Below are 25,887 nucleotides of genomic sequence, written 5' to 3' on the forward strand. Positions count from 1 at the left end.
GCGCTCACTGACGGGCAGCCTTCTGGTCGGAGGTCTGGGACTGGATCGCCGTGATGGCGACCGTGTTGACGATGTCCTGGACGAGCGCGCCGCGGGACAGGTCGTTGACGGGCTTGCGCAGACCCTGGAGCACCGGACCGACGGCGATCGCGCCGGCCGAACGCTGCACGGCCTTGTACGTGTTGTTGCCGGTGTTGAGGTCGGGGAAGATCAGTACGGACGCCTGCCCGGCGACCTCCGACTCCGGCAGCTTGGTCGCCGCCACCGAGGGCTCGACGGCGGCGTCGTACTGGATCGGCCCCTCGATCCGCAGGTCGCCGCGGCGGGCGCGTACCAGCTCGGTCGCCGTGCGCACCTTGTCGACGTCGGCGCCCGAACCCGAGGTGCCCGTGGAGTACGAGAGCATCGCGATCCGCGGTTCGACGCCGAACTGCTGCGCGGTGGCGGCCGAGGAGATGGCGATGTCGCAGAGCTGCTCGGCGTCCGGGTCGGGGTTCACCGCGCAGTCGCCGTAGACCAGGACCTTGTCGGCCAGGCACATGAAGAAGACGGACGAGACGATCCTCGACTCCGGCTTCGGCTTGATGATCTCGAAGGCGGGCCGGATCGTCGCCGCCGTCGAGTGCACGGCGCCCGACACCATCCCGTCGGCCAGGCCCTCCTGCACCATGAGCGTGCCGAAGTAGTTCACGTCCGCGACGACGTCGTAGGCCAGTTCGACCGTGACTCCCTTGTGGGCGCGCAGTTCGGCGTACTTCTCGGCGAAGGAGTCCCGCAGCGGAGACGTCTGCGGGTCGACGAGCTGGGTGGCGCTGATGTCGATACCGAGGTCGGCGGCCTTCTTGCGGATCTGGTCGACCGGGCCGAGCAGCGTCAGATCGCACACCCCCCGGCGCAGCAGCACCTCGGCGGCGTGCAGGACGCGCTCCTCGGTGCCCTCGGGCAGCACGACGCGGCGCCGGTCGGAGCGGGCCTGTTCCAGGAGCTGGTGCTCGAACATCATCGGGGTGAGGCGGTCGCTGCTGGGCGCGGAGACCCGCTTCAGCAGGTCGACGGTGTCCACATGCCGTTCGAACAGACCGAGCGCGGTCTCCGCCTTGCGGGGTGTGGCCGCGTTCAGCTTGCCCTCCAGGGCGAAGAGCGCCTCCGCGGTGGGGAAGGAGTTCCCGGCCACCGAGACGACCGGGGTGCCGGGCGCGAGGCGGGCCGCGAGCGTGAGGATCTCGGTGGTCGGCTTCTCGTCCAGGGTGAGCAGGATGCCGGCTATGGGCGGGGTGCCCGCGCTGTGCGCCGCCAGCGAGCCGATCACCAGGTCGGCCCGGTCCCCCGGGGTGACCACGAGGCATCCCGGGGTCAGGGCCGCCAGGAAGTTCGGCAGCATCGCGCCGCCGAAGACGAAGCCGAGCGCGTCGCGGGCGAGCCCCGCGTCGTCGCCGAGGAGCACCGTGCCGCCGAGCGCGTGGGTGATCTGCGCGACCGTGGGCGCGGAGAGCGCCGGCTCGTCGGGGAGGACGTAACTGGGCACCGGCAGCCGGGAGTCGAGCCGCTCGGCGATCTCCGCCCGGTCCTCCGCGGCCACCCGGTTCACCACCATGGCCAGGACGTCGCACCCCAGCCCGTCGTACGCGCGGTAGGCGTTGCGTGTCTCGGCACGCACCGACTCGGCGCTCTGGCCTCGGCCGCCGACGACCGGGATCACGGAGGCGGCGAACTCGTTCGCCAAGCGGGCGTTGAGCGCCAGTTCGTCCGGGACCTGGGTGCCGGCGAAGTCGGTGCCGAGGACAAGGACGACGTCGTAGTCGCGGGCGACCAGGTGGAACCGGTCGACGAGCGTGGACACCAGCTCGTCGGTACCCTGCTCGGCCTGGAGCGCGGCCGCCTCCTGGTAGTCCATGCCGTACACCGTCGCCGGGTCCTGCGCCAGCCGGTAGCGGGCCCGCAGCAGCTCGAAGAGCCGGTCCGGACCGTCGTGCACGAGCGGGCGGAACACCCCCACCCGGTCGACCTGGCGGGTCAGCAGCTCCATGACCCCCAGTTCGACGACCTGTCGGCCGTCACCTCGGTCGATCCCGGTCACGTACACGCTGCGCGTCACGCGTGCTCTCCATCCGTTTCGTCGCCAGGCGGTTTCTGGGCTCGGAAAAAGGGCCCACCAACGTGAGCAGAACCCTCTTGACAATACCTCCGGCGCTGGCTAAGGCGCCCGCCAGGGGAAACGTGCCGGTCAGGCGGGAGCGGCGTCCGGGGCGCGTGTGCGGCGGTGGACGGAATCGGCGGGGCGTCCCGGGCCGTGAAACAATCGAAACGGCTCACACGGACCAGCAGGGAGCAGGAGACACAGCACGATGCGCATCGGAGTTCTCACCGCAGGTGGCGACTGCCCTGGCCTGAACGCAGTGATCCGGTCGGTCGTGCACCGAGCGGTCACCAACTTCGGGGACGAGGTCATCGGCTTCGAGGACGGCTACGCCGGACTCCTCGACGGCCACTACCGCACCCTCGACCTCAACGCCGTCAGCGGCATCCTCGCCCGCGGCGGCACCATCCTCGGCTCCTCCCGGCTGCAGCGCGACCGGCTCCGCGAGGCCTGCGACAACGCCCAGGACATGGCCCGCGAGTTCGGCATCGACGTGCTCATCCCGATCGGCGGCGAGGGCACGCTCACGGCGGCCCGGATGCTGTCGGACGCGGGTCTCCCGGTGGTCGGCGTACCGAAGACCATCGACAACGACATCTCCGCGACGGACCGCACCTTCGGCTTCGACACCGCCGTCGGCGTCGCCACGGAGGCCATGGACCGGCTGAAGACGACGGCCGAGTCCCACCAGCGTGTGATGGTCGTCGAGGTCATGGGCCGGCACGCGGGCTGGATCGCGCTGGAGTCCGGCATGGCGGCCGGCGCCCACGGCATCTGCCTGCCGGAGCGTCCCTTCGACCCGGCCGACCTGGTCGCGATGGTCGAGGAGCGCTTCTCGCGCGGCAAGCGGTTCGCCGTCATCTGCGTCGCCGAGGGCGCCCACCCCGCCGAGGGCTCCATGGACTACGGCCACGGCGAGATCGACCAGTTCGGTCACGAGCGCTTCCAGGGCATCGGTACGGCTCTCGCGTACGAGCTGGAGCGCCGCCTCGGCAAGGAGGCCAAGCCGGTCATCCTCGGCCACGTCCAGCGCGGCGGCTCGCCGACCGCGTACGACCGCGTGCTCGCCACCCGCTTCGGCTGGCACGCCGTCGAGGCCGCGCACCGCGGCGACTTCGGCAAGATGACCGCGCTGCGCGGCACGGACATCGAGATGGTGCCGCTCGCGGACGCGACCACCGAACTGAAGACCGTGCCGAAGGACCGGATGGACGAGGCCGAGTCGGTCTTCTAGACCCTGAGGCCCGCGGGCGGAGACCGGACCACGGACCCCCGCGGGCGGACGGCGGTCCGACGCCCTGGCGGGTGTCGGACCACGGCCCCGCCCGGGGCCGCGGTCCGACACCCGGCCGGAGCCGGAGACCTCAGTACGTACTGGCGCGGACGGCCGTCCAGAAATGGTCGACGACCCGGTCGAGGAAGTCCTGGCCGGACTCGCCGGCACCGGTCGCGGCCGGACCGCCGCCCCAGTTCAGCGTGGCGGCCATCCGCCCCTGGTAGTCCGTGTGCAGTTCCCCCAGCACGGTCTCCAGGAGACCGCGGTCCAGCGGCACCAGCTTCCCGACCGGGCGCACGTAGGCCCCCCAGCGCGTCGTCACGGCGCTGCGCAGCAGGTCGGCGAGCCGCCCCTCACGGCCCGTCACGGTGACGAAGTCGGGCAGCGAGAGGTCGAGGGCCTTGGCGAGCGCGGTCGACTGCCGTTCGGTGCCGCGCCAGTTGCCGGACTCCTCCATGCGCTCGTAGGCGAGGAGCTCGATACCGACGGCGTGTGCCACGTCCTCCGGGGCGAGATCGCGGGCGACGCGGTGTTCGCGCAACGTGCGCGGCGCGCCTATGAGTTCACCCGCCGAACACCACAACACGCCGGCGAGAGCGGTGAGTTCGGGGCTGCTCGGGCGGGCGATGCCGCGTTCCCAGGCGATGACCAGATCGGGTGTGGCGTACGGCAGCCCGTACGAGGCTCTCAGGCCGTACGCGACATGCTCGGGCCCCATTCCGAGTGCTGCCCGCAGTCTTCGGGCGGCCGGGGCGTTGAAGGGCGGGGTGGGCTGTTGGGCTTGCGGTCGGTGCACGCGCACAAGCTATGGGCCGAGGATGGCGATGACTACGGACTGTTCGGCCACAATCACAGATTGTAGGAACATACGGTTTCGGTCGTGGTCCGGAATTCGCCCTCCCGTACGACAATACGGTCGTGCGTACGGCAGTCCGGACCGCCGGCATCGGCCGGGCGGCCCGTCCGGCGGGTCAGCTCGTCACCCAGCGGTACCGCAGCTCCGGCCGGCCGACCGTCCCGTACTGCGGGGCGCGTGCCGCGCGGCCCGCCTCCACCAGATGTTCCAGATAGCGCCGGGCCGTGATCCGGGAGATGCCGACGGCCTCGGCGACCTTGGCCGCCGTCAGTCCGTCCGCGTGGTCCCTGAGGGTGACGGTCACGCGTTCCAGGGTCGGCGCGCTCAGGCCCTTGGGCAGCGCGGCGGGGCCGGGAGCCCGCAGGGCGGCCAGCGCCCGGTCCACCTCGGCCTGGCCGCTCGCCTCGCCGGCCGCCGCGCGGAACTCCGCGTACCGGATGAGCCGGTCGCGCAGGGTGGCGAAGGTGAACGGCTTCAGCACGTACTGGACGACCCCGAGCGACACGCCCTCCCGTACGACCGCCAGGTCCCGTGCGGAGGTGACCGCGATGACGTCGGCGCGGTGGCCGGCGGCCCGCAGTGACCGGGCGAGCTGGAGGCCGTGCGTGTCCGGCAGGTGCAGGTCGAGCAGCAGCAGGTCCACGGGCGTACGCTCCAGCGCGCGGCGCGCCTGCGCACCCGTGTGGACCTTGCCCACCGCCGTGAATCCGGGCACCCGGCCCACGTACAGGACGTGCGCGTCGGCGGCCACCGGATCGTCCTCGACGACGAGCACACGGATCGGCTCGGTCATGAGACGCCTCCCGGCAGAACGGGCGTGGACGATCTGGCGGCCGGGACACCCGGACCCGCTCCGGCGTCCGGGGTGGAGCCCGGGTTCGGGTCTGCGGTCCGGGCCGGGTCTGGGGCCGGGGTTCCGTCGGAGGCAGGGGCCGGGAGCGGCAGGCGTACCTCGAACTCCGCTCCGCCGTCGGCTCCTTCGTGCAGCGCGAGCGTGCCCGCGTGCCGGTTCACCGTCTGGCGGGCGAGGGCCAGGCCGAGACCGCGGCCGCCGGGGCCCGAGGGCTTCGTGGACCAGCCGTGCTGGAAGACCCGCTCGGTGTGGGCGGGGTCCACCCCGGAGCCGGTGTCGGCGACCCGCAGTACCAGGGCCGACTCCTCGGTGAACGCCGTCACCGTGACACGGGCGCCCACCGTCCCCTGCGCCGCGTCCATCGCGTTGTCGATCAGGTTGCCGAGCACGGTGACCAGGTCGCGCGGGGTGAGCGAGGCCGGGAGCAGTCCGTCGTCGATGCCGCTGTCCTCGGAGACCACGAGCTCCACCCCGCGCTCGTTCGCCTGCGCCGCCTTGCCCAGCAGCAGCGCGGCGAGAACGGGTTCGCTGACCGCGGAGACCACCTCGTCGGTGAGCGCCTGGGCCAGCTCCAGCTCGGCCGTGGCGAACTCGACGGCCTCCTCGGCGCGGCCCAGTTCGATGAGGGAGACCACCGTGTGCAGCCGGTTCGCCGCCTCGTGCGCCTGCGAGCGCAGCGCCTGGGTGAAGCCGCGCTCCGAGTCCAGCTCGCCCGTCAGCGACTGGAGTTCGGTCACGTCGCGCAGGGTGACCACCGTGCCGCGGCGTTCGCCGCCGGACACCGGGGAGGTGTTCACGACCAGCACGCGTGTGTCCGTCAGGTGGACCTCGTCCACGCGGGGCTCCGCCGACAGCAGCGCGCCCGTCAGCGCCGCGGGCAGCCCGAGGTCGGCCGGTGAGCGGCCGACCACGTCGTCCGTGACGCCGAGCAGTTCCCGCCCGCCGTCGTTCATCAGCGCCACCCGGAACTGCCCGTCCAGCATCAGCAGCCCCTCGCGTACGGCGTGCAGCGCGGCCTGGTGGTAGTCGTGCATCCGGCTCAGCTCGGCCGCGTTCATGCCGTGGGTGGAGCGTCGCAGCCGGGCGTTGATGACGTACGTGCCGACGGCGCCCAGTAGCAGCGCGCCCGCCGCGACCCCGATCAGGGCCGTCACCTGGTCCTGGACGCGCTCGGTGATCGCCTCGACCTTGATGCCCGCGCTGACCAGGCCGATGGTCCGTCCGCCGTCCCGGATCGGGGTGACGGCGCGCACGGAGGGGCCGAGGCTGCCCGTGTACGTCTCCGTGAAGGAACCGCCCGCGAGCGCCGGGGCGATGTGCCCGAGGAAGTGCTTGCCTATCTGCTTCTTCTCGGGGTGCGTCCAGCGGATGCCGCGCGGATCCATGATGGTCACGAAGTCGACGCCGGTGTCCCGCTGGACGCGCAGGGAGTACGGCTGAAGCCGCGCGGTGGGGTCCGCCGTGCCGATGGCCGCGTGGACGGACGGGGCGTCCGCGACCGACCGCGCGACCGCCATCGCCTGGCGGCCCGCGGCCTCCTCGGCCTGGCCGCGGTCGCTGACGTAGGTGAACAGCGCGTACCCGGCGACGAGGACCGCGATGAGCACGGCCTGCATGGCGAAGAGCTGGCCGGCCAGGCTGCGCGGTCGGGGGACACGGGGGAGACGCATGCCGTTCAGTGTGCCTCGCCCGGCGGGGGTGCTATTCGGAACAGCCGCGGCCGGGGGGCTTCGCGGGGCGCCGGGGGCCGGTCGGGACGGTCCGGACGGTCCGGACGGTCGGGCAGGACGGCTTCGTGGGTGCCCGGAGGCGGTCGGGTGGGCCGATTCAGGCGGGCGTTCGTGGGTGCCCGGAGACGGTCGGGTAGGCCGATTCCGGGCGGGCGCGTGAACTCAATGAACGGAAGGGTGACCGGCCTCACACGCCGGGAGATAGTCCCCTCATCCCCCGGGAGCCCCGCCTCCCGGATCCCCCGGACGTGAGCCGCACGCCGGGTTTCCGCCGGACGTGAGCCGCACGCCGGATGATGCCGACGACGTCGTCAAGGAGGGCAGCCGTGGCCAGCACGCCGCAGACCGCACCTGCCGCACCCGCCGCCAGACGGGACCGCACGCACTATCTCTACATCGCCGTGATCGGAGCCGTGATCCTCGGGATCGCGGTGGGCCTGATCGCCCCCGACTTCGCCGTCGAGCTCAAGCCCATCGGTACGGGCTTCGTGAACCTGATCAAGATGATGATCTCCCCGATCATCTTCTGCACGATCGTGCTGGGCATCGGCTCGGTCCGCAAGGCCGCCAAGGTCGGCGCCGTCGGCGGCATCGCGCTCGGCTACTTCCTGGTCATGTCGCTGGTCGCGCTCGCCATCGGCCTGGTCGTCGGCAACATCCTGGAGCCGGGCAGCAGCCTGGCGATGACCGACGCGGTCAAGGAGGCGGGACAGGGCCAGGTGTCGGCGGAGGCGCTGCCGCCGGTCGACTTCGTGCTCTCGATCATCCCGACCACGATGGTCTCGGCGTTCACCGAGGGCCAGGTCCTGCAGACCCTGCTCGTCGCGCTGCTCACCGGATTCGCCCTCCAGGCCATGGGGGCGGCCGGGCAGCCGGTCCTGCGCGGGGTGGAGCACATCCAGCGGCTCGTGTTCCGCATCCTCGCCATGGTCATGTGGGCCGCCCCGCTCGGCGCCTTCGGCGCCATCGCCGCCGTCACCGGTTCCGCGGGCCTGGACGCGCTCAAGAGTCTCGCCGTGCTGATGCTCGGCTTCTACGTCACCTGCTTCCTGTTCGTCTTCATCGTGCTCGGGACGCTGCTGCGCGTGGTGACGGGTCTGAACATCCTGACGTTCCTGAGGTATCTGGGCCGGGAGTTCCTGCTGATCCTGTCCACCTCGTCCTCCGAGTCCGCCCTGCCGCGGCTCATCGCGAAGATGGAGCACCTGGGCGTCGGCAAATCGGTGGTCGGCATCACCGTCCCGACCGGCTACTCCTTCAACCTCGACGGCACGATGATCTACATGACCATGGCCTCGCTCTACATCGCCGACGCGATGGGGACGCCGATGTCGGTCGGGGAGCAGATCCCGCTCCTGCTCTTCCTCCTCGTCGCCTCCAAGGGCGCGGCGGGCGTCAGCGGGGCGGGCCTGGCCACGCTGGCCGGCGGCCTCCAGTCGCACAAGCCCGCCCTGGTGGACGGCGTCGGCCTCATCGTCGGCATCGACCGTTTCATGAGCGAGGCCCGCGCGCTGACGAACTTCGCCGGCAACGCCGTGGCCACGGTCCTGATCGGAACCTGGACGAAGGAGATCGACAGGGAGCGGGTGTCCCAGGTCCTCGCCGGACGGCTTCCCTTCGACGAGAGCACCCTGCTGGACGACTCCGGCGCCGCCGCCGACGTCCACGCGGACGTGCCGGAGCAGGGCGGCGAGAAGGAGCCGGCCACGGCCTAGGTCGTGGCCCGGAAGGCTCCCGGGGCCTGTCCGGCACTCCCCGTCCGACAGGCCCCGGGATGCCGGGCGGCCGGGCATCCCCCCACGGGCCCGGCCGCCCGGCGCGGGGCTGGGAACGGCCGGGCCCCCGGGGGTCCCTGACCACCTCCGGGGGCTCAGCCGCTCAGCTTCGCCACGAGTTCGGTGGCGCGCGAGGCGGGTACGCCCGCCGCGGTCAGCATGGTGACCGTGGCGGAGCCGCCCGCCTCCTCCGCTGCCAGGAGGCCGTCGTTCACCGCCTCCATGAGGGCGAACAGGGTCTGCTCGTGCACGTACGCCAGCGCGTACGGAGGCAGCGGCGAGGCGAACACGCCCTGCTCCAGGCCGCGCCGGAGAATCTCCGCGCAGGCCTCGCGGACCGGCGTCAGACGCTCGCGGATGCCCTGCATGGTGACGCTGCGCTGAGCGAGGGCGACCAGCAGCCGGTACCGGTCGGCGATCTCCCAGACGGCCAGCGTCGAGCGGGCCAGCGACTCGGCCGGGTCCGCGACTCCTTCGCGGCCCGCCGCGTGCGCCGCCGCGACGGCCGCCACGGCCTCGTCGGTGAGGGTGCCGACCAGCGCCTCGCGGCTCGGGAAATGCCCGTAGACCGTACGCCGTACGACTCCCGCCGCCCGCGCGATCTGGTCCATGGACGCGTCGGGGTCACGCAGCAGTTCGGCGAGCGCGACGTCCAGGATGCGGCGGCGGTTCACATCGGCGCGGCTCGGGTTACCCGTGGTCATGGCTGTCATTCTGCCCGCCCGTCGCCGGGCGGCCGCCTGTCCTGTGATCACAGGGCTCGACCTCCTTCATTTGCACAGCGCTGTGCAATCTCGTATCTTGCACACTGTTGTGCAGTTGCACTCCACTGTGCAAGTTCTGGCACGGACGATCTCCGTGTCCGTCGACGAAGGAAGGGCGACCGTAGCCATGCGTCTCGTCATGAACGAACCGGTCGAGGGGATGGACCGGCCCTACGCCAGGCGGTGGTGGGCGCTGCTGGTGCTCTGCCTGAGCCTGCTGATCATCGTGATGGCGAACACCGCCCTCACGGTCGCGGCTCCCGACATGACCCAGGACCTCGGCCTGTCCAGCGCCGACCTGCAGTGGGTCATCGACGGCTACACCGTCCCGTACGCCGCCCTGATGCTGCTGCTCGGCGCGATCGGGGACAAGTACAGCCGTCGTGGCGCGCTCGTCCTCGGGCTCGTCGTCTTCGGCGGCGGTGCGATCGCCGGCTCGCTCGTCGGCAGTTCCACCGGGGTCATCGCGGCCCGTGCCGTCATGGGGGTCGGCGCCGCGCTGATCATGCCCGCCACGCTCTCCCTCCTCGCCGCGACCTTCCCGCGCGCCGAGCGGGCCAAGGCGATCGTCCTGTGGACCGCCACCGCCGGACTCGCCATCGCCGCCGGTCCGCTGGTCGCCGGCGCCCTGCTGGAGCGCCACGGCTGGTCGTCCACGTTCCTGATCAACGTGCCGATCGCCGCGCTGGCCATCGTCGGCGCGCTGGTCCTGGTGCCGCCGTCCAAGGCCGCGCACCACCACCGCATCGACTACGTCGGCGGGCTGCTCTCGGTCGTCTGGATCGGCTCCCTCGTCTACATGATCATCGAAGGCCCGCACTTCGGGTGGGGTGTCAAGGCCGTCACCGCCGCCGTGACCGCCGGTGCCGGACTGGTGCTCTTCGTGCTGTGGGAGCTGCGCCACCCGCGCCCGGTCATCGACGTACGGCGCTTCGGACACCGGCGCTTCGCCGGCTCGAACCTCGCCGTCGCCCTCTTCTTCCTGGCCGTCTTCGGCGCCTTCTACTACCTCACCCAGCACCTCCAGTTCGTCCTCGGCTACGACGCGCTGGACACCGGGGTGCGGATGCTGCCGCTCGCCGGTGCCGTCTTCGTGGGCTCGGCGCTCACCGGGTACCTCACCCCGCGCATCGGCATGAAGTTCACGGTCACCGCGGGCATGGTCGGCGGCACGGCGGCGCTCGCGCTGCTCACCCGGGTGGACGCCTCCTCGGCGTACGGCGACCTCGTCCTGCCCCTCGTCATGCTCGGCCTCGCCATCGGGCTGGCCCTCTCGCCGTGCACGGACGCCATCATGGGCGCGTTCCCCGAGGCCGAACTGGGCGTCGGCGGCGCGGTCAACGACACCTCGCTGGAGCTCGGCGGCTCGCTCGGCATCGCCATCCTCGGCTCGGTGCTGGCGAGTTCGTACTCCTCGCACCTCGCCGACGCGACCGCGGGCAGCAAGCTCCCGGCGGGCGCTCTGACCACGGCCCAGGACTCGGTGGGCGCCGGGTACGCCGTCGCCCAGGGCATCGGCGACAAGGCCCGGGCGCTCGGCGAGCAGGCCGCGCAGTCCTCGAACGCCGAGCAGGCCGCCCAGTTGAAGGCGCAGGCCGGACAACTCGCCGACGGGGCACGCCAGATGGCGGACGCGGTCGGTTTGTCCTTCTCGGACGCCGTGGCGCACACCAGCCTCGTCGGAGCGGTGATCCTGGGTGTGGGCACGGTCCTGGTGGCGGTCCTGCTGCCCCGCACGTCCCGCGCGGAGGGCGAGGCCGCGGAAGAGTCCGAGGCCTCGGAGGAAAGCGCCGCGCCGGTCGGCGACGGGGGTGAGGGGGGCGGCGGTGATCACGCCGGAACCGTGACCCCCCGGGCCGCCGTCTCGTAGAACATGCACTACCGTGCCGTGCCGGATCGACCGGCACGGCACGGCACGTTCTGCGGAGGACACCGAGCATGAAGATCGACTGGGACCGGCGCACCTGCGCGCGCAAGGGGCATGTCACCTACGCGCCGGACGACCCGCGCCTGCGGGTGCGGCTGCACGCCGAGACCGCGCTCGGCGAGGTCTGGCGCTGCCTGCGCTGCGGCGACTTCGCGCTCGGCGCCCCGCACGGGGGCGGACCGGCCGCGGAGGCGCCCTTGGTCCCGCGCGGCAAGGTGCTCCGCGACCTGTTCATCCTGCGCTTCCTGGCGATCGAGCGGGCCGTGCGCGGGGTGTTCATCGTGCTGGTCGCGGCCGCCGTGTGGAAGTTCAGCAACAGCCAGGACGCGGTGCGCAGGCTGTTCGACGAGTACCTCGACGTCCTCAGGCCGGTCTTCCGGCACTTCCACTACGACCTCGACCACTCGCCCGTGGTCGGCACCATCCAGAAGACCTTCGGCTACAAGCACTCCACGCTGCTGCTGGTCGCGGCCCTGCTGCTGGCGTACGCGCTGATCGAGATCGTCGAGGCGGTCGGGCTCTGGTACGCCAAGCGCTGGGCGGAGTACCTGACGGTCGTCGCCACCGCCGCGTTCCTCCCGCTGGAGATCTACGAGCTCACCGAGCACATCAGTTGGCTGAAGATCGCGACGCTGGTCCTGAACATCCTGGCCGTCCTCTACATCGCCCTCGCCAAACGGCTGTTCGGCCTGCGCGGCGGACACAAGGCGTTCGAGGCGGAGCGGCAGAGCGCGTCCCTGCTGGAGGTGGAGGAGTCCGCCGGGGTCATGGTCTGACCCCGGCGCCCGGAGCGCCCGTGCCGGCCCGGGTCACCGGCCGAGCCGGGCCAGGTCCTCCGGGCTCAGCACCAGGTCCGCGGCCCGCGCCGAGTCCCGGGCGGTCTCCGGGCGGGTGGCGCCGGGGATCGGGATCACCGTGGGGGCGAGCGCCGACAGCCAGGCGAGGGTCACCTGCTGAGGGCTCACGCCGCGCTCCCGGGCCACCGCGTGGAAGGCCCCGAACCGCTCCCGTGAACCGTCGGAGCTCCCGCCGCCGGACGGGCCGTCCAGGGAGCTGCGGGAGATGCCGCCCAGCGGGCTCCAGGGCAGGAAGGCGAGCCCCAGCCCGGCGCAGAGGGGCCGTTCGGGGTCGCTGTCGCGCACCGCGGGGGAGTACTGGTTCTGGACGGAGACCAGCCGGTCGCCGAGGATCGCGTGGGCCCGGCGGATCTGGTCGGCGGTGGTGTTGGAGATGCCGGCCAGCCGGATCGTGCCCGCGTCGAGCAGGTCGCGCAGGGCGCCGACGGAGTCCTCGAAGGGGACGGTGGGATCGGGCTTGTGCAGGTGGTAGAGGCCGATGGCCTCCAGGCCCAGCCGCTTCAGGGATGCCTCGGCCGCCGCCTTGAGATGACGCGGGGAGCCGTTCACCGTCCAGGTGCCGTCGGCGGGTCTGCCGCGGCCGCCCTTCGTGGTCACCAGGACATCCGCGGTATCACCGCCGTAGGTCGCCAGGGCGCGGGCCACGAGCCGCTCGTTGTGGCCGGCCTCGCCGCCGGGCAGGTGATACGAGTCCGCCGTGTCGATGAGCGTGACACCGGCGTCGAGGGCCGCGTGCACCGTCGCCAGGGCCCGCGCCTCGTCCGGCCGTCCCTCGATGGACAGGGGCATCGTGCCGAGCCCCACCGCGCTCACCCGGAGCCCGCCCAGGGTGCGGTACCGCATGTCAGTACTCCTTTCCGAGGGTCTCGGCCACGGCGCGCGGCAGCCAGGCCCGCGCCTCGCCGAAGGGGAAACCGAGCCGCGTGGCCCGGCCGTTGTCCATGCCGTAGGAGCGGCGGAAGGAGAAGGGGGAGATCTCGCCCACCTCGACGGCCTCCAGGACCGTTCTGCCGCCCGGGAGACGCGCGCCGATCGCCTCGCACAACTCCCGTGTGGTCAGCGTCCCGTGGGAGGCCGCGTTGACCGGGCCGGTGAAGTCCTCGCCCACCGTCCAGAACAGGAAGTCGGCGATCTCCTCGACGTGGATGTAGGTCGCCGGGTGGTTCACGGCGGGCACGGCGATGGCCGCGCCGCTGCGGATCCGGTCGGCGTAGTGCTCCAGCCGGCCAGTGAAGTCGTCGTCCCCGCCCAGCACATGGGCGACGCGCACGGCCACGTACGGGAACGCGGGACCGGCCGCCGCGAACACCGCCTCGGCCTGCCGCTTGCCCTCGCCGTAGTGCGCGTCGAGGAACTCCGCTTCGTCCCACGGGAGTTCGAGATCGACGGCGACCGTGCGGGCGTCCACGGCGTCCTCGCCGACCGGGTCCGCCGTGTCCTCGTACGCGTACACCTCGACGGTCGACGTCATCACGTACCGGCGCGTGCGTCCCGCGAAGACCCGGCGGGCGATCTCCGCCTGCCGCGGTGTGTAGCAGACCTGGTCGACGACGACGTCGAACACCCGTGACCCCAGCGCCTTCTCCAGCGACTCCTCGTCGTCGCGGTCGGCGATCAGATGGACCGTCCCGGCGGGCGGCGCGGACGAGCCGCGGTTGACGACGGTGACCCGGTCACCCGCCGCCAGAAGCCGGGATATGAGACGTTTTCCGAAATACCGGTTCCCGCCGATGACGCAGATCTCCCGCATGTCGTCCTCCCCAATTCCCCGCACCCGTGCCGCCCGCACCGGCGCGTACCGCTCCCCGCGCCGGCCACCGTTTCGCCGGGTGTTCACGGTGCTTCGGCCTGTGGTCATAATTCTCCCGTCGCAGAGGCCGGGACCGAAGGGGGAGACATGGGAGATCCGGCGGTCGCACCGAAAGAAACACGGCATCCGCGCGCCGTCTCCGGCGAAACGCCGGTGGGCTTCGACGCGCTCGACCGGCAGATCCTGGAACTGCTCCAGAGCGAGGGCCGCATCAAGCTCAGCGAACTGGGCCGCCGCGTCCGGCTGAGCCCGGCCGCCGTCGCGGAGCGGGTGCGCCGGCTGGAGGCGACCGGAGCGATCACCGGCTACGGAGCCCAGGTGTCGGCCTCCCGCCTCGGCTACGGCATCCAGGCCTTCATCCGCGTCGATCCGCACGGCGGGTACACGCTGAAGCACCCCCGGACGCTGGAACTGCTGGCCCGTCCCGAGGTCACCGAGGCCCACCACGTCGTCGGCGAGGACTGCTGGATCCTCAAGGTCGCCGTCGAGGACACCATCCACCTGGAGGACGTCCTGGAACAGACCTCCGCGCTGGGGCGGACGACGACCTCGATCGTGCTGTCGTCCCCGGTGGACCGCAAGCCGCTGCTTCCGCGCACCTCACGCTGACCCCCGCCGGGACGCCCCTCGCGGACGCTTGCCTTGACGTCGGCGTCAAGGACTACCGTCGGGGACATGCGAATCGGCGAGCTGGCCGCACGGGCCGGGACGACCACGCGGACCCTGCGCTACTACGAGTCGCGGGGGCTGCTCCCCGCGCGGCGGGGCGAGAACGGGTACCGCACGTACGACGAGGACGATCTGCGGCTGCTCCGGCAGATCAGGACGCTGCAGGACTTCGGGTTCGACCTGGAGGAGACGCGGCCCTTCGTGGAGTGCCTGCGGGCCGGGCATCCCGAGGGCGACGCGTGCCCGGCGTCCCTGGACGTCTACCGGCGCAAGCTCGGCGAGCTCGACTCGCTGATCGAGGAGCTGCGGGCGGTGCGCGCGCAGGTCGGCGAGCAGCTCGCGCGGGCGGAGCGGGCGCGTGACGCGCTGGCGGCCGACGCGGAGGTTCCGGGTGGTCCGGAACCCGTATGCGAACTGGGAGGGCGGACGCGATGATCAGGGCGGCAGGCGTGGCCGAGGTGACGGACGCGGACTTCGGGGCGGAGGTGATCGGCTCGGATCTGCCCGTGCTGGTGGAGTTCACGGCCGACTGGTGTCCGCCGTGCCGGCAGATGGGCCCCGTGCTCAGCGAGCTGGCCTTCGAGGAGGCCGACCGGTTCAAGGTGGTCCAGCTCGACGTCGACACGAATCCGGAGACGACCCTGGCGTACGGCGTGCTCTCGATGCCGACGTTCATGGTCTTCCGTGCCGGTGAGCCCGTGAAGTCGATGGTGGGAGCCCGGGCCAAGCGACGGCTGCTCCAGGAGCTGGCCGACGTGCTCTGATCCCACCCGGCAGAGAACCCGGCCCACGCTGGCACACAAAAAATCCCCTGGACAATTGCGTCCGGGGGATTTCTCTGCGTATATTCAATGATTCGCGACTTCGAAGATGCAAGGCGCGAAGAAGTTCAGTAGGCGCAGTATATCCGGGCGGGAGCGGAATTGTCAAACAAGGGATCGCACACAGAATTCCCCGACGATGAACTGCGAAGTGAGCAGGAATTCATCGACGGGTTGTACGCGCGTGTGGACGCCCTGCGCGGTTCCACCGAGGCCTCCGTCGAGGACGCGCTCGCCCAGGGCAACACACCCATGCAGGCCCGGCTCGAACGGGACGTCCTGGTCGCCGAACGCTCGGGACTGCTGGCCGCGCTGAACGCCGTGGACGGCTCGCTCTGCTTCGGCCGCATCGACCTGTCCCCCGTGGAAGGGGCGCCCGCCGCCGGCGTCAGCCACCACATCGGCCGGATCGGCATCCGCGCCGACGACATCGAGCGCACCCCGATCCTCATCGACTGGCGGGCCCCGGTCGCCCGCCCCTTCTACCTGGCCACCGGCCACACCCCGATGGGCCTGCGCCGCCGCCGGCACATCGGCACCGCCGGACGGCACGTCACCGACCTGTACGACGAGATCCTCGACCTCGGCGACCGCGAACGCACCGGCCACGAGGACCCGGCCGGCGACGCCGTGCTGCTCGCCGCGCTCAACTCGGCCCGCACCGGCCGGATGAGCGACATCGTGCAGACCATCCAGGCCGAGCAGGACCGGATCATCCGCGCGCCGCACCGGGGCGTCATGGTCGTCGAGGGCGGCCCCGGCACCGGCAAGACGGCCGTCGCCCTGCACCGCGCCGCCTATCTGCTGTACGAACACCGCGAACTCCTCGCCAAGCGGGCCGTCCTGATCGTCGGCCCCAACCCGGCCTTCCTCGGCTACATCGGCGAGGTGCTGCCCTCGCTCGGCGAGACCGGCGTGCTGCTCTCCACCGTCGGTGAACTCTTCCCCGGCGTCCACGCGACCGCCGCCGACACCCCCGAGGCGGCCGCCGTGAAGGGCCGCGCCCGGATGGCCGACGTCCTCGCCGAGGCCGTCCGGGACCGGCAGGCCCTGCCCGACCCGGTGATCGCCATCGAGCACGACCGGGACGTCCTGATGCTCGACGCGGGCCTCGTCCAGGTCGCCCGGGACCGCACCCGCGCGGCCGGTCTGCCCCACAACGCGGCCCGCGAGCACTTCGAGGGCCACATCCTCAACACCCTCACCGACATGCTCGCCGAACGCATCGGCACGGACCCCTTCGACGGCTCCAACCTCCTCGACCCCAGCGACATCACCCAGATCCGCGACGAGCTCGCCGAGAACCCCGAAGTCTGGTCGGCGATCGACCAGTTGTGGCCGAGACTGACCCCGCGGCGACTGGTCGCCGACTTCCTGGCCGACCCGTACGGCTACGTCCCCGACGAGGACGCGGCGGCGATCGTGCGCCCCTCGACCCGGGCCGGCGACTGGACCCCCGCGGACGTCCCGCTGCTGGACGAGGCGGCCGAACTCCTCGGCGAGGACGACCGGGTCGCCCGCACGCTGGCCGACCGGGAACGCCGTACCCGGATCGCCTACGCGCAGGGCGTGCTGGACGTCTCCTACGCCTCGCGGACGTACGAGTTCGAGGACAAGGACGAGGAGGACTCCGAGATCCTCTCCGCGCACAACATCATCGACGCCGAGCGGATGGCCGAGCGGCACGAGGAGGACGACCACCGCAGTGCCGCCGAGCGCGCCGCCGCCGACCGGACGTGGGCCTTCGGCCACATCATCGTGGACGAGGCGCAGGAGCTGTCGCCGATGGCGTGGCGGCTGCTCATGCGCCGCAGCCCCACGCGGTCGATGACCCTCGTCGGCGACCCCGCGCAGACCGCGGAGGCGGCGGGGGTCGGCTCGTGGGAGGAGATCCTCGCCCCGTACGTGCAGGACCGCTGGGAGCACACCCGGCTCGGCGTCAACTACCGCACCCCGTCCGAGATCATGGACGTCGCCGCCGGTGTCGTACGGGCCGAGCGCCCCGGGTTCGAGCCGCCGCGCTCCGTCCGGTCCACCGGAGTACGCCCCTGGGCGCGGGAGGCCGGGGACGACCTGCCCGGCGCGGTCGCCAAGGCCGTCGCCGAACTGACCCCGGCCGAGGGCCGGCTCGCGGTGATCGCGCCGCGGGCCCTGCACGCCGCGCTCGCGGGCCGGCTGGACGGGGTGACGGCGGGCGGGGAACCCGACCTCACCCACACGGTCGTCCTCCTCGACCCCCGGCAGGCCAAGGGTCTCGAGTTCGACTCCGTCCTGGTGGTCGAGCCCGCGTCGTACGGGACGAGCGACCTGTACGTGGCACTGACCAGGGCCACCCAGGCGCTGGGCGTCCTGTACACCGGCGACCTGCCCCCCTCGCTGCGGGGCACCGGGCTGGAGTGAGGCACTGCCCGGTCCCCGGCGGTGCGTCCGCCGGGAACCGGGGCGCGCGCCGCCGGGAAGGTGCGAGCCGGGCCCTAGGCGGGCCGCAGCCACACCGTCGCGAGGGGTGGCAGGGTGAGCTGGATGCTGGCCGCGCGGCCGTGCCAGCCCGTGGGCTCCGGTTTGACGGGGTCGGGGTTGGTGACGTCGCCGCCGCCGTACCGCCCGGTGTCGGTGTTGAGGATCTCGTGCCAGGCGGGGATCTCCTCGGGGACGCCGAGGCGGTAGCCGTGGCGGACGGCGGGGGAGAGGTGGGAGACGGCGAGCAGGGGGGTGCCGTCGGCGGCGTATCGCAGGAAGGCGAAGACGTTGTCGTCGGCCGAGTCGCCGGTGATCCAGGCGAAGCCGGACGGGTCCGTGTCGCGTTCCCACAAAGCGGGTTCGCCGCGGTAGACGGTGTTGAGGTCGCGGACGAGGTCCCGCACGCCACGGTGGTCGGGCTCGGCGCCGTACGCGGGGTCGAGGAGCCACCAGTCCGGGCCGTGGGCCTCGGACCACTCGGCGCCCTGGGCGAACTCCTGCCCCATGAAGAGGAGTTGTTTACCGGGATGGGCCCACATGAAGGCGAGATAGGCGCGGACGTTGGCGCGCTGCTGCCACCAGTCGCCGGGCATCTTGGAGACCAGCGAGCGTTTGCCGTGCACGACCTCGTCGTGGGAGATCGGCAGGACGTAGTTCTCGCTGTAGGCGTACACCATCGAGAAGGTCATCTCGTCGTGGTGGTACTTGCGGTGCACCGGGTCGTGGGACACGTAGTCCAGCGAGTCGTGCATCCACCCCATGTTCCACTTCAGCCCGAACCCCAGACCGCCGAAGCCTCCGGGGCCGGTGTGGTGGGTGGCCCGGGTGACGCCGTCCCAGGCGGTGGACTCCTCGGCGACGGTGACGACACCGGGGTTGCGCCGGTAGACGGTGGCGTTCATCTCCTGGAGGAAGGCGACGGCGTCCAGGTTCTCGCGGCCGCCGTGCTCGTTGGGGACCCACTGGCCCGGTTCGCGGGAGTAGTCGAGATAGAGCATGGAGGCGACGGCGTCGACCCGCAGGCCGTCGATGTGGAACTCCTCGCACCAGTAGGTGGCGTTGGCGACGAGGAAGTTGCGGACCTCGCGGCGGCCGTAGTCGAATTCGAGCGTCCCCCAGTCGGGGTGGTCGGCGCGCCGCGGGTCGGCGTGTTCGTAGAGCGGGCGGCCGTCGAACTCGGCGAGCGCCCACTCGTCGCGGGGGAAGTGCGCGGGGACCCAGTCCATGAGGACGCCGACCCCGGCGCGGTGCAGGGCGTCGACGAGGTGCTTGAAGTCGTCGGGAGTGCCCAGGCGTGCGGTGGGCGCGTAGAACCCGGTGACCTGATAGCCCCACGAGCCGCCGAAGGGATGCTCGGCGACGGGCATCAGCTCGACATGGGTGAAGCCGAGGTCGGTGACGTAGGCGGGGAGCTGGTCCGCCAGTTGACGGTAGGTCAGACCCGGTCGCCAGGACGGGAGATGCACCTCGTACACCGAGAACGGCGCCTCATGGGCCGGCCGGTCGGCCCTCCGTTCCATCCACTCGGCGTCGCGCCACTCGTGGTGGGAGACGTGGACGACCGACGACGTGGCGGGCGGCGCCTCGGTACGGCGGGCCATCGGGTCCGCGCGCACGGTGCGGGAGCCGTCGGGGCGGGCGATGTCGAACTTGTACAGCTCGCCCTCGCCGATCCCCGGAACGAACAGCTCCCACACCCCGGAGGAACCCAGCGACCGCATCGGATGGCCCGTGCCGTCCCAGAAGTTGAAGCCGCCGGCCAGCCGTACACCGCGCGCGTTCGGGGCCCACACCGTGAACCGGGTTCCGGTCACGCCCTGGTGCTCCATCGGCTCGGCGCCGAGCGCCCGCCACAGCTCCTCGTGCCGGCCCTCGCCGATGAGATGCAGGTCCATTTCGCCGAGCGCGGGCAGGAAACGGTACGCGTCCTCGGTCTCCAGCACCGTCCCCTCGTAGGCCACGACCAGCCGGTACGTGTCGGGAACCGCGCGCAGCGGCAGCAGCCCCGAGAAGAACCCGTCCCCGTCGTCGCGCAGTTCCGCGCGCAGGTCGTCCGTGACGACCGTGACCCCGAGGGCGTAAGGGCGAAAGGCCCGGAAGGCGACGCCGTCCGGCGTCGCATGGGCGCCCAGCACCCCGTGCGGATCGTGGTGCGTGCCGTCGAGCAGCCGACGGCGGTCCGCCGGGCCGAGACCGGCGGGATGCGTCGGCGCGACGGGGACACCGCCGTCGGCCGCCGGCCTCCCGGCGGGCTTCCTGTCTTCGGGAGCCGGTTCGTTCGCGCTGGTCTTCTTCGGAGTGTCGTCGGACCGGGGGCGGGACGTCACGGGCAGAGCCTCCTCGGGCGGGTGAGCTGGGGGCGGGGCACAGGGGGATCAGGGGGATGTGGCCAGCCGCCGTACCGCCGCGAGCGGAACCGGCAGCCAGTCCGGGCGGTGCCGGGCCTCGTACACGACCTCGTACACCGCCTTGTCCGTCTCGAAGGCACGCAGTAATACGGGATCCGTGCGCGGGTCGAGGCCGCTGACCTCGGCGTATCCGGTGCAGTAGGCGGCCCGGCAGGTGTCGGCCCAGCCGGACTCCGCCGGTGCCCCCGCCGCGCCCGGAGCCTGGGGCACGGAATGGGCCGCGTAGTCGAAGGAGCGGAGCATGCCCGCGATGTCACGTGCCGGGGGCTGGGGCATACGGCGCTCGGCGAGCGGTTTCGACGGTTCGCCCTCGAAGTCGATGAGCGACCACCCCCCGTCCGGGGAGCGCAGACACTGGCCGAGATGCAGATCGCCGTGGACGCGCTGGGCCGTCCACGTGTGGCCCTCGGCGGACAGGCCGGCCAGCGCCTCGAAAGCGGTCCGCAGGCCGGGTGCGTGGGGCCGGAGCACGGGCACCGCACGCGCGGCGGCGTCCAGCCGCTCGGCCATCGCGTCGACGAGCGGCCGAACCTGGGCGTTGCCCAGGGTCACCACGGGCAGCGCGCGGGCCAGTGCCGTGTGCACCTCGGCGGTCGCCCGCCCGAGGGCCCGCGCCTCGGCGGCGAAGTCCTCGCCCTTGGCGAGTTCGCGCAGCGCCAGCTCCCAGCCGTCCGAGGCGCCCTGCACGAACGGCTGGAGCACGCCCAGGACGTACGACTGCCCGGACAGCTCGGTCCGTATCCAGGCGGTGGGTGCCGGAACCCGGGCGCAGCCCTCGCGGGCCAGGGCCAGCGGCAGTTCGAGGTCGGGGTTGATCCCGGGAACGATCCGGCGCAGCAGCTTCAGGATGAACGTGTCCCCGTACACCACGGACGAGTTGGACTGCTCGGCGGTCATCATCCGCGGTACGAGACCGGGCCGTATCTCCCGCCCGGTGTCCCGCTCGAAACGCAGCCCGCCGATGCGGGCCCGGGAGCGCAGGGCCTCCAGGAGCACATCGGCGGGCTGGGGGTCGTACAGGGCCTCGTACACGGTGCGTCCGGCGAGGGGCCCCTCGGTCAGGTGCCCGATGAGCGCCGGAGCGAGCCTCGGCGGCAGCGCCTCGCGTACCCCGATCAGTAACTGGTAGCAGTCGCCGGGGACGGCCGGGGCGCCCGGCACGGGCGGCTGATGGGCTCGCGTCAGCAGGTGGAACAGGCCCAGCGGGCCCTTGGCCGGCAGCAACTCGGTGGCGGCGACCGGCGAGAGGCCGGTGACGGGCCGTCCCTTGCCGGCGAACCAGCGCTGCCGCGGCAGCCAGTCGCGCAGCAGGGGATCGAGTGACGCCAGAAGGCCGGGACCTGGGGGCGCGGTGCGTGTGACGGCTTCCGACATGGGTCGCGTCCTTTCCCCGGGGTCGGGGTGTTACGTATGCGTGCCCCGGGCGCAGCCGTGGAAACCGCCCCGCCCGGGGGCCTTTTCAGTCGGTCGGGTCCTGGAGATTTCCTGCGGACATGGCACAAGGGTGTCCAATTCCGGTGGGTGATACCAGACCTGGACACCCGTGCGCCGTTCACTCCGCCCGTGCCGCGTGGGACCGGACCGAAGTGCCCGGGTCAGGTGGTGGTGTGGGCGAAGGTGAGGCGGATGTCCTTCGCGTGGTCCTTGGAGATCTTGTCGCCCGACTTCTTGGGAGTGAGCCAGACTTCGTACTCCGCGGAGTCACCGTGCTGATCGGCCGCCGCCTTCAGCAGGGCCGTTCCCTTGACCCGCCTGACCTCCGCCGTGACCTTTCCGACGAGGTCGGAGGGCAGGGTGACGGTGGCCGTGACCGACAGATCGATGTCACCGGTGTTCTGCGCCGTGAAGCCACCGACCATCTTGGCGGCGGTACCGGTGAACTCGATCTCCTTGTTCTTGTACGTGAAGACCGGGGCGGCGTTCGTGAACCAGTCGCTGGAGTTCAGGGCACCGGTCGTCAGCCTGGCGGTCTTCGTGGCCGTGGGAGTGGGAGTGGGGGTGGCCGTGGGAGTGGGCGTGGGCGTCGGGGTGGGAGTGGGTGTCGGGGTGGCCGTCGGGGTGGGAGTGGGTGTCGGGGTGGCCGTCGAGGTGGGAGTGGGCGTCGGGGTGGCCGTCGGGGTGGGAGGGAAGTCCGCCACGACCGTGACGGACCCTGTCACGGTGCTGGTGAACGTGGCGCCGCTGCTCACGCCGACAAGGCCCATGCCGCCCGCGGCCAGTACGAGTACCGCCGCGATCTTTCTCCGGTCGGAGATGGCCATTGGTGTAGCGCCCTTCTGATGGAGCCGGGTCGGTTCTACGCCCCGGTGAAGGGGCGCCATGGCGGTGAACGCCTCGGCCCACCCGGCCCGTCCGACGCGAGGTCGGAGCGGACCGGGTGGGCTGGGGGCTAGGGCCGCGCTCGGGTCAGGCGGTGGCGTTCACGCGGAACGTGACCTTGGCCGTCTTGCCGGAGGATTCGTTGCCGAGGTTCGTGGCCTTGATGACGACGCGGTACTGGACGTACTGGCCGGGTGCGACCGTGTCGGACCCGCCGGTGTCGCCACCGGTGCGGACGAACGACACCTGGACGTCGAGGTCACCGGTACGCGCGACGCTCGGGGCGAAGGTCACCGGAATGTCGCCGCGGTTCCAGACGGTGAGGTTCGAGTTGTTGAGCGGAACGGCGATCTCGTCCGTCGACGACTTGATCAGCAGCGGCTCGTCGAGCGTGGCCGTGTGGCCGTCGTCGCCGATCGTCCAGCCGTCGGCCTGGATCGCGATCTTCGCCGTGCCGGCCTTGACCGTGGACTCGGCGGTCACGGTGTCGGTGAACACGGCGCTGCTGCCGATGCTCACCAGACCGATGCTGCCGGCCAGGATCGCCGCGACGGCGACCGCCTTCTTCTTGTTGGAAATGGCCATGTGAAGGACCTTTCGGGAGCGGGGCTCCGGCGTGCGGGGGCGTCTGCCCGGCCGTCCGGTGAACCCGTAGGGTGGCCGCAGCGCCTGAACCCGCCGCGGGAGGGCAATCCCGCGACGGGTCGGTGGTCACTGGACCAGGGCGTTTGTGCGGGGTGGGCCGGAGTTTCCGGCCGATGGAAGCGGTCGGAACCGCTCCGGCCCACTCACGCGAGGGTGGATCAGGAGGCGGCGGTGACCTTGACGGCGACCGAACCGGTCAGGTTCTGCCAGGAGTTGTCGAGGTTCTTGACCTCGATCTCCACCCGGTAGGTGGCCTTGGCGCCCTTGTTCAGCCAGGTCGCGTCGGTGGCGGCGTCGACGCGCGTCACCTTCACGTTGAGGGCGCCGCCCAGGTCGCCGCTCTTCACGACGTCGAACGCGACGCCCGCACCGGCGGTGCCGTCGTTCTCGACCGTGAAGTTGGTGACCAGACGGCTGGTGGAGGAGCCCAGGAGCTGCTCGCCCTCGAGAACGGCGTAGTTGCCGGACACGATGTTCCAGGCCGAGGTGCCGCCCCAGGTGTAGGTGGCGTGCGGGGCGACACCGTCGTACGCCGAGGTGGCGCCCTCGGCCTTGACGATGTTGAGGTCGGCGTGGCCGGAGCGCAGGTCCGTCTGCGCGGTGACCGTGTCGGTGAAGGTGGCGCCGGCGCCGGCACCGATGAGGGCGAGGCTGCCGACGGCGATCGCGGCGGCCGCGATCGTCTTCTTCTTGGCGGAAATGGCCACGGAGATGGGCCTTTCTGTTGGTTGGGTGAGGGTTGGGCTCGCGCCCAGGGCACGGCACGGCTCCCCGGCGGCCCACTGGCTGGGTGCCGCCCGGTGTCGTGTCACGGGAAGGGATCCCGTCGCCCTCAGGGGGTGGTGGTCTGTGGGGTGGGCTTCTTCGGGCGCCACAGCAGGACGACGGTGCCGCCCACGATCAGCACGGCGGCCGCGCCGAGCAGCGCCCTGAAGCCGGTTTCGGTGTGGATCGAGGTGACGACGAAGCCGATGTACGGCACGTCGTGACGGACGATCCAGGCGGTGTCGCCCTGGGGGCGGACGTGCCAGGGATCCTGGGTCCGGTTGGCGTCGCCCTTGGTCTCCAGGACCGGGCCCTGCGCGGAGGGCGTGATCTTCACGATCCGGTGGACGACCTGGCGTTCCGGCTCGTCCGGGCGGTGGAAGATAACGATGTCACCGACCTTCAGCGACTTCACCGGCTCCCGTTGGGCGATCACGACGCTTCCGGTCGGCAGCTTCGGCTCCATGCTGCCGCTGAGAACCGAACTGGCCTCCCATGTACCGGACTTGACCGCGATCGCCGCCACGGCGAAACCGACGGTGAGCAGGACGACCACGAGACTCAGCAGGGCCGAGAGGACCCGGTGGGCCCAGTGCCGACGCCCGGGCGGCCGCTCGGCGGCCGGCGTCCCGGCGGGTTCCGCCGTCGCACTGCGTACTGCCAGCTTCAACTGTTCTCTCCTGCGGACGAGTTCGGGCCTGCGGGCCGTGCGGAACGCACGGTTGCCGAGCCACCGGGGGAGGCGCGGGGGAATCGCTCAGGGGCTTGCGCATCCCCCGCGCCTGTCTGGGGGAAGAGCCGCGGAGTCCGCGGGACTTCCGTGTCCGAGTGCGGGTCGGAAGGAGGGCGGCGACAGGACGGGCCCTTTACCCGGGAGACAGAGCGGGTCCCCGGGTCGTCCCGTAGCCGCGGTCTTCACGGAACACGCACAACGCGGATCGGAGGCCGGCCGACCGTGAGGTCGCCCGTCGGTACGGGGTGCCGGTCAGCCGAGAAGGAGAGCCGCTATAAAACGGTGCCTGGCCTGGACAATCTCATCCACTCCCGCGCTGCGCATGCCATGAACTCCCCCCCCAGGGAGTGGCCTCCGTCGAGGTGGCCAAGATCAGATTAGGGGTGTGTGCGCATGGTGGGAAGTGTGTGGATGAAGTGTGGAGGCTGCGTTATCGAAGCGTGATGTTCGAGTGGTTTAAAGGTGGTGAGACGGCCGTTGTTGCGGCTTCCGGGGGGTGTGCCCGGATCTGGCAGGTGCCGGGCCGAACGCCGGTATTCAAGGGGCATGTCACGGCGTGACCGGGCGTCAACGGCCGTGTCCGGAACCCTGGTTGGGCTCCGGACAGCGTCCTTTGTGCGGAATGCGGCCCGTTAGACGGATTCCTTCCGCAGCCGGAACCAGTAGAAGCCGTGGCCGGCGAGGGTGAGCAGGTAGGGCAGTTCGCCGATGGCCGGGAACCGCACGCCGCCGATGAGCTCGACCGGGTGCCTGCCGTTGAAGGTGCGCAGGTCGAGCTCGGTGGGCTGGGCGAAGCGCGAGAAGTTGTGCACGCACAGCACCAGGTCGTCGTCCCCCTCGCCTTCGACCGAGGGTGCCTCGCGCAGGAAGGCGAGGACGGCGGGGTTGGAGGAGGGGAGTTCGGTGTAGCTGCCGAGTCCGAAGGCCTTGTTCTGTTTGCGGATCTCGATCATGCGGCGGGTCCAGTGGAGCAGCGACGAGGGTGACGACATGGAGGCTTCGACGTTGGTGACCTGGTAGCCGTAGACGGGGTCCATGATCGTGGGGAGGAAGAGGCGGCCGGGGTCGCTGGAGGAGAAGCC

General features: G+C 71.6%; 22 protein-coding genes. 8 read left to right on the forward strand and 14 right to left on the reverse strand.

The genetic code is table 11. From position 1 onward, the window contains the following. Positions 1-4: 4 nt before the first annotated feature. Positions 5-2,095, reverse strand: a complete 2,091-nt coding sequence (gene pta, locus ACWEBX_RS12255; RefSeq protein WP_451884790.1) for a phosphate acetyltransferase — start codon at positions 2,093-2,095, stop codon at positions 5-7. Between the two features lie 250 nt (positions 2,096-2,345). Here pta and ACWEBX_RS12260 point away from each other — a divergent pair, with 250 nt between their 5' ends. After that, positions 2,346-3,371, forward strand: coding sequence for an ATP-dependent 6-phosphofructokinase (locus ACWEBX_RS12260; protein WP_451884791.1), 1,026 nt, complete (start codon positions 2,346-2,348; stop codon positions 3,369-3,371). 130 nt (positions 3,372-3,501) lie between these two features. Here the strand turns inward: ACWEBX_RS12260 and ACWEBX_RS12265 are convergent, their stop codons facing one another. The 3 genes from ACWEBX_RS12265 to ACWEBX_RS12275 form a co-directional block, all read right to left on the reverse strand. Then, positions 3,502-4,215, reverse strand: a complete 714-nt coding sequence (locus ACWEBX_RS12265; RefSeq protein WP_451884792.1) for a helix-turn-helix domain-containing protein — start codon at positions 4,213-4,215, stop codon at positions 3,502-3,504. A 169-nt stretch (positions 4,216-4,384) separates the two neighbouring features. Then, positions 4,385-5,062 (reverse strand): response regulator, encoded by a 678-nt coding sequence (locus ACWEBX_RS12270; RefSeq protein WP_451884793.1) that lies wholly within the window; start codon positions 5,060-5,062, stop codon positions 4,385-4,387. Next, positions 5,059-6,792 carry an ATP-binding protein gene (locus tag ACWEBX_RS12275; RefSeq protein WP_451884794.1) on the reverse strand — a complete coding sequence of 578 codons (1,734 nt, stop codon included), beginning with the start codon at positions 6,790-6,792 and terminating at the stop codon, positions 5,059-5,061. The genes ACWEBX_RS12270 and ACWEBX_RS12275 overlap by 4 nt, the downstream gene beginning before the upstream one ends. A gap of 356 nt (positions 6,793-7,148) precedes the next feature. On the opposite strand from ACWEBX_RS12275, the gene ACWEBX_RS12280 reads away from it, so the two are divergent. Beyond that, positions 7,149-8,567 (forward strand): cation:dicarboxylate symporter family transporter, encoded by a 1,419-nt coding sequence (locus tag ACWEBX_RS12280; RefSeq protein ID WP_451884811.1) that lies wholly within the window; start codon positions 7,149-7,151, stop codon positions 8,565-8,567. Positions 8,568-8,722: 155 nt separating this feature from the next. Here the strand turns inward: ACWEBX_RS12280 and ACWEBX_RS12285 are convergent, their stop codons facing one another. Then, positions 8,723-9,340, reverse strand: a complete 618-nt coding sequence (locus tag ACWEBX_RS12285) for a TetR/AcrR family transcriptional regulator (RefSeq protein WP_355769452.1) — start codon at positions 9,338-9,340, stop codon at positions 8,723-8,725. Between the two features lie 178 nt (positions 9,341-9,518). Here ACWEBX_RS12285 and ACWEBX_RS12290 point away from each other — a divergent pair, with 178 nt between their 5' ends. Further along, a complete protein-coding gene (locus tag ACWEBX_RS12290) occupies positions 9,519-11,261 on the forward strand; it encodes an MFS transporter (RefSeq protein ID WP_451884795.1) in 1,743 nt (580 codons plus the stop codon). A gap of 68 nt (positions 11,262-11,329) precedes the next feature. Beyond that, a complete protein-coding gene (locus ACWEBX_RS12295) occupies positions 11,330-12,094 on the forward strand; it encodes a DUF2127 domain-containing protein (protein WP_451884796.1) in 765 nt (254 codons plus the stop codon). 33 nt (positions 12,095-12,127) lie between these two features. Here the strand turns inward: ACWEBX_RS12295 and ACWEBX_RS12300 are convergent, their stop codons facing one another. After that, positions 12,128-13,018 carry an aldo/keto reductase gene (locus tag ACWEBX_RS12300; protein ID WP_451884797.1) on the reverse strand — a complete coding sequence of 297 codons (891 nt, stop codon included), beginning with the start codon at positions 13,016-13,018 and terminating at the stop codon, positions 12,128-12,130. Between the two features lies 1 nt (position 13,019). After that, positions 13,020-13,925: an NAD-dependent epimerase/dehydratase family protein gene (locus tag ACWEBX_RS12305; protein ID WP_451884798.1), complete on the reverse strand. Its 906-nt coding sequence runs from the start codon at positions 13,923-13,925 to the stop codon at positions 13,020-13,022. Between the two features lie 147 nt (positions 13,926-14,072). Here ACWEBX_RS12305 and ACWEBX_RS12310 point away from each other — a divergent pair, with 147 nt between their 5' ends. The 4 genes from ACWEBX_RS12310 to ACWEBX_RS12325 all read left to right on the forward strand — a co-directional run bounded on the left by ACWEBX_RS12310 (position 14,073) and on the right by ACWEBX_RS12325 (position 17,875). Further along, positions 14,073-14,594: an Lrp/AsnC family transcriptional regulator gene (locus ACWEBX_RS12310; protein ID WP_451884799.1), complete on the forward strand. Its 522-nt coding sequence runs from the start codon at positions 14,073-14,075 to the stop codon at positions 14,592-14,594. 66 nt (positions 14,595-14,660) lie between these two features. Continuing rightward, positions 14,661-15,089, forward strand: a complete 429-nt coding sequence (locus ACWEBX_RS12315; RefSeq protein WP_451884800.1) for a MerR family transcriptional regulator — start codon at positions 14,661-14,663, stop codon at positions 15,087-15,089. Then, on the forward strand, positions 15,086-15,418 hold the full coding sequence (locus ACWEBX_RS12320; RefSeq protein ID WP_389846791.1) for a thioredoxin family protein: 333 nt from the start codon (positions 15,086-15,088) through the stop codon (positions 15,416-15,418). Before ACWEBX_RS12315 ends, ACWEBX_RS12320 begins: the two co-directional genes overlap by 4 nt. A 141-nt stretch (positions 15,419-15,559) precedes the next feature. Next, complete coding sequence (locus ACWEBX_RS12325; protein WP_451884812.1) at positions 15,560-17,875, forward strand: HelD family protein; 2,316 nt, start codon at positions 15,560-15,562, stop codon at positions 17,873-17,875. A gap of 74 nt (positions 17,876-17,949) precedes the next feature. On the opposite strand, the gene glgB is transcribed toward ACWEBX_RS12325, so the two are convergent. From glgB to ACWEBX_RS12360, 7 genes are all read right to left on the reverse strand, one after another. Then, positions 17,950-20,262, reverse strand: coding sequence for a 1,4-alpha-glucan branching enzyme (gene glgB, locus ACWEBX_RS12330; protein ID WP_451884801.1), 2,313 nt, complete (start codon positions 20,260-20,262; stop codon positions 17,950-17,952). 48 nt (positions 20,263-20,310) lie between these two features. Then, entirely contained in the window at positions 20,311-21,717 is a 1,407-nt protein-coding gene (locus tag ACWEBX_RS12335; RefSeq protein ID WP_451884802.1) for a maltokinase N-terminal cap-like domain-containing protein, read from the reverse strand. A gap of 221 nt (positions 21,718-21,938) precedes the next feature. Further along, positions 21,939-22,604: a hypothetical protein gene (locus tag ACWEBX_RS12340; protein WP_451884803.1), complete on the reverse strand. Its 666-nt coding sequence runs from the start codon at positions 22,602-22,604 to the stop codon at positions 21,939-21,941. Between the two features lie 145 nt (positions 22,605-22,749). Next, a complete protein-coding gene (locus tag ACWEBX_RS12345; protein WP_451884804.1) occupies positions 22,750-23,247 on the reverse strand; it encodes a hypothetical protein in 498 nt (165 codons plus the stop codon). Between the two features lie 218 nt (positions 23,248-23,465). After that, the gene (locus ACWEBX_RS12350; RefSeq protein WP_451884805.1) at positions 23,466-24,014 is read right to left on the reverse strand and encodes a hypothetical protein; all 549 of its coding nucleotides are present in this window, start codon (positions 24,012-24,014) and stop codon (positions 23,466-23,468) included. Positions 24,015-24,139: 125 nt separating this feature from the next. Next, on the reverse strand, positions 24,140-24,742 hold the full coding sequence (locus tag ACWEBX_RS12355; protein ID WP_451884806.1) for a signal peptidase I: 603 nt from the start codon (positions 24,740-24,742) through the stop codon (positions 24,140-24,142). Positions 24,743-25,437: 695 nt separating this feature from the next. Then, a partial coding sequence (locus ACWEBX_RS12360) for an alpha-glucosidase C-terminal domain-containing protein (protein ID WP_451884807.1) occupies positions 25,438-25,887 on the reverse strand: 450 nt, incomplete at its 5' end.

This window comes from Streptomyces sp. NPDC005070, from assembly GCF_053600395.1.

Bases quoted from the DNA above. Each gene is read 5' to 3' on its own strand.
- ACWEBX_RS12260 (WP_451884791.1), top strand. From the start codon at position 2,346: ATGCGCATCGGAGTTCTCACCGCAGGTGGCGACTGCCCTGGCCTGAAC.
- ACWEBX_RS12270 (WP_451884793.1), bottom strand. From the start codon at position 5,062: ATGACCGAGCCGATCCGTGTGCTCGTCGTCGAGGACGATCCGGTGGCC.
- ACWEBX_RS12275 (WP_451884794.1), bottom strand. From the start codon at position 6,792: ATGCGTCTCCCCCGTGTCCCCCGACCGCGCAGCCTGGCCGGCCAGCTC.
- ACWEBX_RS12280 (WP_451884811.1), top strand. From the start codon at position 7,149: ATGCCGACGACGTCGTCAAGGAGGGCAGCCGTGGCCAGCACGCCGCAG.
- ACWEBX_RS12285 (WP_355769452.1), bottom strand. From the start codon at position 9,340: ATGACAGCCATGACCACGGGTAACCCGAGCCGCGCCGATGTGAACCGC.
- ACWEBX_RS12290 (WP_451884795.1), top strand. From the start codon at position 9,519: ATGCGTCTCGTCATGAACGAACCGGTCGAGGGGATGGACCGGCCCTAC.
- ACWEBX_RS12295 (WP_451884796.1), top strand. From the start codon at position 11,330: ATGAAGATCGACTGGGACCGGCGCACCTGCGCGCGCAAGGGGCATGTC.
- ACWEBX_RS12300 (WP_451884797.1), bottom strand. From the start codon at position 13,018: ATGCGGTACCGCACCCTGGGCGGGCTCCGGGTGAGCGCGGTGGGGCTC.
- ACWEBX_RS12305 (WP_451884798.1), bottom strand. From the start codon at position 13,925: ATGCGGGAGATCTGCGTCATCGGCGGGAACCGGTATTTCGGAAAACGT.
- ACWEBX_RS12310 (WP_451884799.1), top strand. From the start codon at position 14,073: ATGGGAGATCCGGCGGTCGCACCGAAAGAAACACGGCATCCGCGCGCC.
- ACWEBX_RS12315 (WP_451884800.1), top strand. From the start codon at position 14,661: ATGCGAATCGGCGAGCTGGCCGCACGGGCCGGGACGACCACGCGGACC.
- ACWEBX_RS12320 (WP_389846791.1), top strand. From the start codon at position 15,086: ATGATCAGGGCGGCAGGCGTGGCCGAGGTGACGGACGCGGACTTCGGG.
- ACWEBX_RS12335 (WP_451884802.1), bottom strand. From the start codon at position 21,717: ATGTCGGAAGCCGTCACACGCACCGCGCCCCCAGGTCCCGGCCTTCTG.
- ACWEBX_RS12340 (WP_451884803.1), bottom strand. From the start codon at position 22,604: ATGGCCATCTCCGACCGGAGAAAGATCGCGGCGGTACTCGTACTGGCC.
- ACWEBX_RS12345 (WP_451884804.1), bottom strand. From the start codon at position 23,247: ATGGCCATTTCCAACAAGAAGAAGGCGGTCGCCGTCGCGGCGATCCTG.